General features: G+C 75.4%; 5 protein-coding genes and 1 riboswitch. Of the genes, 3 read left to right on the top strand and 2 right to left on the bottom strand.

Translation table 11 applies throughout. From position 1 onward, the window contains the following. Nucleotides 1-29 precede the first annotated feature (29 nt). On the bottom strand, nt 30-1,400 hold the full coding sequence (locus ACFV0G_RS27770; RefSeq protein ID WP_380553641.1) for a hypothetical protein: 1,371 nt from the start codon (nt 1,398-1,400) through the stop codon (nt 30-32). 103 nt (nt 1,401-1,503) lie between these two features. Further along, nucleotides 1,504-1,575: riboswitch (cobalamin riboswitch) on the bottom strand. A gap of 117 nt (nt 1,576-1,692) precedes the next feature. Then, a complete protein-coding gene (locus tag ACFV0G_RS27765; RefSeq protein ID WP_380553638.1) occupies nt 1,693-2,289 on the bottom strand; it encodes a TetR family transcriptional regulator in 597 nt (198 codons plus the stop codon). Between the two features lie 208 nt (nt 2,290-2,497). On the opposite strand from ACFV0G_RS27765, the gene ACFV0G_RS27760 reads away from it, so the two are divergent. From ACFV0G_RS27760 to ACFV0G_RS27750, 3 genes are read left to right on the top strand one after another with little or no spacing between them, the layout of a single operon-like run. Then, complete coding sequence (locus ACFV0G_RS27760) at nt 2,498-3,814, top strand: glycosyltransferase family 4 protein (protein WP_380553635.1); 1,317 nt, start codon at nt 2,498-2,500, stop codon at nt 3,812-3,814. Between the two features lie 51 nt (nt 3,815-3,865). Then, on the top strand, nt 3,866-4,600 hold the full coding sequence (locus ACFV0G_RS27755; protein ID WP_380553632.1) for a class I SAM-dependent methyltransferase: 735 nt from the start codon (nt 3,866-3,868) through the stop codon (nt 4,598-4,600). Next, nucleotides 4,597-5,655: a prenyltransferase gene (locus ACFV0G_RS27750; RefSeq protein WP_380553629.1), complete on the top strand. Its 1,059-nt coding sequence runs from the start codon at nt 4,597-4,599 to the stop codon at nt 5,653-5,655. The genes ACFV0G_RS27755 and ACFV0G_RS27750 overlap by 4 nt, the downstream gene beginning before the upstream one ends. Nucleotides 5,656-5,751: the final 96 nt, after the last annotated feature.

The raw sequence follows: 5,751 nt of genomic DNA, 5'->3' as shown, positions 1-5,751 counted from the left end.
GGCCGCCGCCGTCCTGCGCAGCACGGGGCTCACGACTGCACGTCGTCCCGGGTCGGCTCGTCGGCGGGGGCGTCTCCGGCCGGTGCGGCGGCCGCGGCAGCCGCCTGGCGGCGGCGGTTGAGGCTGATCATCAGACCGCCGCCGATGCCGACCAGCAGGCCCACGCCGACCAGCCAGATCGGGGAGAAGCCGCCGTTGTCGTCGGCCTCGGTGATGCCCGAGCCGGGTGCCTTGGTGCCGTCCGGGTTGGCGGAGGCCGCCGACGCCGCGGCGGCCGGGGTCTTCGCGGCGGCCGGGCCGGCGTCGAGCAGCAGCTGCACCAGGTTGGTGCCGCCGAAGTTGTACGGGTCGAGCTTGGCGGCCTCGGCGACCATCAGCAGGGTGGCGGCGGCGGCCGGGTCGGTGCCGTTCTTGCCCTTGGCGGCCCAGGTGTAGCCGTTGCCGGCCAGCCAGTCGGCGGCCGCCGCGGCCTGGTGCGGGTGGCCGGAGCGGATGAGCGCGAGCACCGCCCAGGAGGTGGCGTTCAGGTCCGCGGTGGGCTGGGCGCCGGGCATGGTCAGCATCAGGTGCTGGCCGTTCGCGCCGAGCCGGGCGACCAGGTACGCGCCGGCGGCCTCGGCCGACTGCGCGTGCGGCACGGTCTTCTCGGTGCTGCCGGCCGGGCAGGCGAGCGCGGCGGGGGCGGCGTCGAGGCGGTCGGTGGTGGTCACCGGCAGGGCGCCGCCGGCCGCGGCCAGTGCGGCCTGCGCGGTGGCCAGGTCGTTGCCGGCCAGCGTGCCGTCCGGGGCGGGCTGGTAGGCGAAGGCGCCGCGGCCGTCCGCGGGCGCGGTGCAGCCGAGCTGGAAGGCGGCGAGGCCGTCCCAGGCGGTGCGGCCGGCCTTGGCGACGGAGGCCGGGTCGGTGTGCGCGGCGGTCAGCGCGGTCACCGCGAGGCCGGTGGAGTTGGCGTCGCCGGGGTTGCCCGGGTTGTAGGCCCAGCTGCCGTCCGCGTTCTGGTTGGCCTTCAGCCAGCCGATGCCCTTGGCGACCGCGTCCTGGTGGCCGCCGAGCGCGGTCAGCGCCTGCAGGGCGACGGCGGTGGCGTTGCTGTCCTCGGTCTTCGGGTCGCAGGCCTGCGCGGTGCTCGCCCGGAACGACGGCCAGCCGCCGTCGGCGCACTGCTGCCCGGTCAGCCAGTCGACGGCGGCCGGCGCCGGGACGACCTTGGCGGAGGCCAGCGCGGTCAGCGCCAGTGACTGCCGCCAGACGCCGTCGTACGTCGGGTCGCCCTTGCCGTACAGCGCGGCGGGCGGGGTGACCGGGGACGGCGCCGGGGTGTCGGCCAGCGCGGGGGCGGCGGCGGCGCCGGCCAGCAGCAGGCCGGCCAGCGCGGTGGCGCCCAGGCGGGCGGCGGTGAGCATGGTGAGGGTGAGCCTTTCGGTGAGCGGTGCAGCAGCCCTGGGCGGGCCGCCCGTAGACCTCGACGGAGCCGGACGGGCCGGCCGGCCGCTCGCCCCCGGCCCCGGGCAGTCCGGCTCGCCCGCCGGCGGCGGGCTCACGGTTGCGGGTCAGCGCCGGATTCGCACCGGCTTCCCCCGGGAGGGGCGGATGGAGTTGTCGTGCGCAGCGAACTCTAACCGGCGGGGGTGCGGCCGCCCCATGCCCACCCGGTGGAACGTGTTCCAGTTCTGCCGGCCGGCAGGGGCCCGGAGCTCACCCCGGCGGGGTCAGCAGCCGCGCCGCCGTCCGCAGGTCCGACCGGACCTCCGCCAGCGAACTGCGCCCCGACAGCCAGGCCAGCAGGCTGGCGTGCCAGGTGTGGCCGATCACCCGCAGCGCGGCCTGCTGCTCGGCCGTCGGCGGCTCGGTCAGCCCGGCCGCCTCCAGCACGATCTCCGAGGTCAGCGACGCCACGGCGTCCACCTCGCGGCCGACCGAGCGGTCCGCGAAGGACAGCGCCCGCACCATCGCCTCGGCCAGTCGCGGCTCGCGCTGCAGCGCGTGGAACGCCTGGGCCAGCGCCGCGGCGACCCGCTCCGCCGGGCCGTCCCCGGCGGGCGGCCGGCGCCGCACCTCCTCGCGCAGACGGCGCAGCTGCGCCTCCATCACGGCCACCAGCAGGTGCACCTTCGACGGGAAGTAGCGGTACAGCGTCCCCAGCGCGACCTGCGCACTCTCGGCCACCTCGCGCATCTGGACGGCCTCGTAGCCGCCCCGCGCGGCCAGCGCGGTCGCGGCGCGCAGGATCGCCAGCCGGCGTTCGGTCTGGCGCGGGGAGAGGTGCGTCCCCGCTGCGGTGCTCGGTGCCAACGGTGCCCCCAGTGCGCCGACGGGTACGGACGGCCCGGCGTGGCGTGAATCACCTTCCCCCGCCCCGAACCGGGAAGCTACGGGCCGGTATCTTCGAGGTCTCTCGTCGTTCACATGCCCGACGACGACCGCCACACCACCGTGAAACGTGATCTACTTTAACCGCTGCGGCCGCCGGGGCTGGGTTGAGTAGGGATAAGGGGCCAGCATGACCGCGCTGCCGCGACCGCTGCGGATCGCCCTGCTCTCGTACCGCGGCGACCCGTTCTGCGGCGGCCAGGGCGTCTACGTCCGCCACCTCTCGCGCGAGCTCGCCCGGCTCGGCCACCACGTCGACGTGATCGGCGCCCAGCCCTTCCCCGTCCTCGACGAGGTCGACGGCCCAGGCTCCGTCCGGCTGGTCGAACTGCCCAGCCTCGACCTGTACCGCAGCGACGACCCGTTCCGCACCCCCGCGCTCGCCGAGTACCGCGGCGCCGTCGACGTGCTGGAGTACGCCACCATGCGCACCGGCGGCTTCCCCGAGCCGCTGACCTTCTCGCTGCGCGCCCGCCAGTACCTGGCCCGGCACCGCGGCCGCTACGACGTCGTGCACGACAACCAGACCCTCGGCTACGGGCTGCTCGGCCTGGAGCGGCACGGCTTCCCGCTGGTCACCACCGTCCACCACCCGATCACCGTCGACCGCCGCCTCGAACTCGAGGCCGCGCCGACCGCGCTCAAGCGGCTCTCGCTGCGCCGCTGGTACGCCTTCACCCGGATGCAGAAGCGGGTCGCCCGCCGCCTGGAGCACGTCATCACCGTCTCCGCGAGCTCCGCCGCGGAGATCACCGAGCACCTCGGCGTCGCCCCGGGCGCCGTCTCCGTCGTGCCGATCGGCGCCGACACCCGGCTCTGGTCGCCCGACCCCTCGGTGGCGACCGTGCCCGGCCGGATCGTCACCACCTCCTCCGCCGACGTCCCGCTCAAGGGCCTCGTCCACCTGGTCGAGGCGCTCGCCAAGGTCCGCACCGAGCGCGAGGCGCACCTGGTCGTCGTCGGCAAGCCGCAGAAGGGCGAGGGGCCGGTCGCCGACGCGGTGCGCCGCTTCGGCCTGGAGGACCACATCGACTTCCGCACCGGCCTGACCGACGGCGAGCTGGTCGACCTGTACCGCTCCGCCGAGGTCGCCTGCGTGCCCTCGCTCTACGAGGGCTTCTCGCTGCCCGCCGCCGAGGCGATGGCCACCGGCACCCCGCTGGTCGCCACCACCGGCGGCGCCATCCCGGAGGTCGCCGGGCCCGACGGCGAGACCTGCCTCGCCGTGCCGCCCGCCGACGCCGGCGCACTGGCCGCCGCCCTCGGCCGCCTCCTCGACGACCCGGCCCTGCGAGAACGCCTCGGCACGGCCGGCCGGGCCCGCGTCCTCGCGAACTTCACCTGGCAGCGGGCCGCCGAACTCACCGCCGACCGCTACCGCGCCGCCGTCGCCACCGGTGCCGGGCAGCGCGCCCGGGCCGGCCACGGCTGGCGCTACGTCGCCTGACGCTCCGTCACACCCTCCTTCAGTACAGCAGCAACGAATGGGAGCCCCGCAGTGCTGACCGTCGATTTCTCCCGCTTCCCGCTCGCCCCCGGCGACCGGGTGCTCGACCTGGGCTGCGGCGGGGGCCGGCACGCGTTCGAGTGCTACCGGCGCGGCGCCGACGTCGTCGCCCTCGACCAGAACGGCGACGAGATCGCCGAGGTCCGCAAGTGGTTCGCGGCCATGGAAGAGGCCGGCGAGGCCCCGGCCGGCGCCTCCGCCACCGCGATGGAGGGCGACGCGCTCAACCTGCCCTTCGACGACGACACCTTCGACCGGATCATCATCTCCGAGGTGATGGAGCACATCCCGGACGACAAGGGCGTGCTCGCCGAGATGGTCCGCGTCCTCAAGCCCGGCGGCCTGCTCGCGGTCACCGTGCCCCGGTACCTGCCCGAGAAGATCTGCTGGGCGCTCTCCGACGAGTACCACGAGGTCGAGGGCGGCCACATCCGCATCTACCGCGGCGACGAACTGGTCGAGAAGGTCCGCGGCGCCGGCCTGGAGCCGTACGGCACCCACCACGCGCACGCCCTGCACTCGCCGTACTGGTGGATCAAGTGCGCGGTCGGCGTCAACAACGACAAGGCGCTCCCGGTCAAGGCCTACCACCAGCTGCTGGTCTGGGACATCGTCGGCACCCCGGTGATCAGCACCCTCACCAAGGCCGCCGAGAAGGCCCTCAACCCGGTCATCGGCAAGAGCTTCGTCGTCTACGCCGCCAAGCCGCACCGGGCCGGCAAGTGACCGCCGCCGTCCCCGAGGCGCTGCTGCTGGACGGCGTGCTGGACGCCGAGCAGGCCGCCGCGACCGTCCGCTCCATCCTCGCCGACCAGCAGGCCGACGGCGCCGTCCCGTGGTTCACCGGCGGCCACCTCGACCCGTGGGACCACACCGAGGCCGCCATGGCCCTCGACACCGCGGGCGAGCACGCCGCCGCCGAGGCCGCCTACCGCTGGCTCGTCGAGCACCAGAACGCCGACGGCTCCTGGTACGCCGCCTACACCGGCGGGGAGGTGACCAACGCCGCCAAGGAGACCAACTTCTGCGCGTACATCGCCGTCGGCGCCTGGCACCACCACCTGTCCACCGGCGACGACACCTTCCTGGAGTGGATCTGGCCGACCGTCCGCCGCGCCCTCGACTTCACCGTCGGACTGCGGCTCAGCGGCGGCCCGATCGCCTGGCGTCAGGACCCGGACGGCACCGCCCCCGACGAGGCGCTGCTCACCGGCTCCTCCAGCATCCTGCACGCGCTGCGCTGCGGCCTCGCCATCGCCGACCACCTGGAGGACCCCCAGCCCGACTGGGAGCTCGCCGCCGGCCGGCTGCGCCACGCCATCGCCCACCACCCCGAGCGGTTCCTCGACAAGGACCGCTACTCGATGGACTGGTACTACCCGATCCTCGGCACCGCGCTGCGCGGCGAGGCCGCCGACGCCCGGCTGGCCCGCGACTGGGACCGCTTCGTGGTGCCCGGCCTCGGCGTCCGCTGCGTCAGCGACCGGCCCTGGGTCACCGGCGGCGAGAGCGCCGAACTCGCCCTCGCCCTCTGGGCGGTGGGCCAGTCCGACCGCGCCGTGGAGATCCTCCGTTCGATCTCCCACCTGCGGCACACCGACGGCTCGTACTGGACCGGGTACGTCTTCGAGGACGACGCGATCTGGCCCGAGGAGCGCACCACCTGGACGGCCGGCGCCCTGCTGCTCGCGGTGGCCGCGCTCGGCGGCGACCACGCCACCGTCGCGGTCTTCGGCGGCGACCGGCTGCCCGCCGGACTGGTGGTCAACGACTGCTGCTGAGCACATCCGCACAGCACGCGTGGGGGGGGGGCCCGGGGGGGGGGCGCCCCCCCCAGGGGGAAGCCGGGGGCGGCGGCGCGCGGGATAGCCCCGGGG

The sequence above is a fragment of the Kitasatospora sp. NPDC059571 genome, assembly GCF_042735675.1.
In the GTDB taxonomy this organism is placed as follows: Bacteria; Actinomycetota; Actinomycetes; order Streptomycetales; family Streptomycetaceae; genus Kitasatospora.
This window is presented reverse-complemented; position numbering and strand designations above follow the sequence as displayed.